Consider the following 2,416-nt stretch of genomic DNA (forward strand, 5'->3'; position numbering starts at 1 on the left):
CGACCACCCCACCATCACCACCCTCACCCACCACCTCCACACCCACCTCCACACCACCCCCAGCACCAGCAGTACATCGCCACAGGCATCCAGCACCAACACCGACGAACCGATAGCGATCGTGGGCATGGCATGCCGGTACCCAGGCGGTGTGAACAGCCCCGAAGACCTCTGGCGGCTGGTCGCGGAAGGCGTCGACGGGGTGGCGCCGTTTCCCACCGACCGGGGCTGGGACCTGGAACGGCTCTACGACCCGGAGTTGTCGCGCCCGGGGACGAGTTATGTGCGCGAGGGCGGCTTCCTGGCGGATGCGGCCGGTTTCGATCCGGAGTTCTTCGGGATCTCGCCTCGGGAGGCGCGGGAGCTGGATCCGCAGCAGCGGCTGCTGCTGGAAGTGTCCTGGGAAGCACTGGAACGCGCCCGGATCGTGCCCGCATCACTGAAAGGCACCCCGACGGGAGTGTTCGCGGGAGTGATGTATCACGACTACCCCACCGCGGCCGGCGCAGGCAGCATCATCTCCGGCCGCATCGCCTACACCCTCGGCCTCCAAGGCCCCGCCCTCACCGTCGACACCGCCTGCTCCTCCTCCCTGGTCAGCCTCCACCTGGCCACCCAAGCCCTACGGCAGAACGAATGCACCCTCGCCCTCGCCGGCGGCGTCACCATCATGTCCACCCCCGACACCTTCATCGAATTCAGCCGCCAACACGGCCTGGCACCCGACGGCCGCTGCAAATCCTTCTCCGACCACGCCGACGGCACCGCCTGGTCCGAGGGTGTCGGTCTGGTGATGCTGGAGCGGCTCTCCGACGCACGGCGCAACGGTCACCGGGTCCTGGCCGTCATCCGGGGTTCGGCGGTCAACCAGGACGGTGCCTCCAACGGTCTGACCGCTCCCAACGGCCCTGCACAGCAACGCGTGATCCGCCAGGCACTCACCAACGCCCGCCTGACACCGGCCGAGGTCGACGTCGTCGAGGGACATGGCACCGGCACCACTCTGGGCGACCCGATCGAGGCCCAGGCGCTGCTGGCCACGTACGGACAACGCCCCGAGGAGCGGCCGTTGTGGCTGGGTTCCCTCAAATCCAACATCGGACATACTCAAGCCGCCGCCGGCGTAGCAGGCGTGATCAAAATGGTCATGGCCATGCGCCACGACTTGCTCCCCCCGACCCTGCACGTGAGCGAGCCCTCCACACACGTGGACTGGTCAACAGGCGCCGTCCACCTCCTCACCCAAACCCAACCCTGGGAACGCGATAACGACCGCCCGCGCCGAGCAGGCATCTCAGCCTTCGGCATCAGCGGCACCAACGCCCACCTCATCATCGAAGAAGCTGCGGAGACGGAGATCGCCGAGACGGCCGAGCGGTCCGGCCCAACACTACCGGTGGTGCCGTGGGTGGTGTCCGCCCGCACCGAACAAGCGCTACGGCAACAGGCCACACGACTGACGGCCCACGTCACCGAACAGGACCTGGACCCGGTCGACGTCGGATACTCACTGGCCACCACCCGCACCGCACTGCAACACCGGGCCGTGGTCGTTGCCGCCGATCGTGCCGGGCTGCTGGACGGACTGGCCCAGGTCGCCCAGGGACGCACCGGGGCGAACGTGGTGGCGGGTTCGGTCCGTCCCGGCAAGCTGGCATTCCTCTGCTCCGGCCAGGGCAGCCAACGACTCGGAATGGGAAGGGAGCTGTACGACACCTTCCCGGTGTTCAACCGCGCCCTGGACGAGGTGACTGCAGAGCTGGGCCTGCCTCTGCAGGACATCATGTGGCCCGCAGAAGAGGCAGAGGACCACGGCCGCCTGAACGACACCGAGTTCACGCAGCCGGCACTGTTCGCACTCGAAGTCGCACTGGGACGACTACTGGAATCATGGGGCGTACGCCCCGACTACGTCGCCGGGCATTCAGTTGGTGAACTGGCGGCTGCACACCTGGCGGGGGTGTTCTCCCTGGCGGATGCGTGTGCGCTGGTGACAGCACGCGCACGGCTGATGGGCGAGTTGCCCACCGGCGGCGCCATGATCGCCATACGAGCCGCCGAAGACGACGTCGCAGCCGCACTCGTGGGTGTGGAGCGGGTGACGATCGCGGCTGTCAACGGCCCCGACGCGGTAGTGATCTCCGGTGCGGAAGAAGCGGTCGCGCAGGTCGCGGCGCGGTTCGCGCACACCCGGCGCCTGCGCGTCTCGCACGCCTTCCACTCCCCGCTGATGGACCCCATACTCGACGCCTTCCGCGAGGTGGCCGAACAGATCACCTACCACCCACCCACCATCCCCCTGATCTCCAACCTCACCGGCACCCTCGCCAACCCCGAAGACCTCTGCACACCCGACTACTGGGTACGCCACATCCGCGAAGCCGTCCGCTTCGGCGAGAGCATCCAAACCCTGCAC

At 67.8% G+C, this 2,416-nt stretch carries 1 protein-coding gene; it reads left to right on the forward strand.

The window, feature by feature from the left end; genetic code table 11:
* On the forward strand, positions 1-2,416 hold a 2,416-nt coding region (locus FGF04_RS12465; RefSeq protein WP_408055612.1), incomplete at both ends, for a type I polyketide synthase.

The organism is Streptomyces apricus, assembly GCF_008369065.1.
GTDB lineage: Bacteria > Actinomycetota > Actinomycetes > Streptomycetales > Streptomycetaceae > Streptomyces > Streptomyces apricus.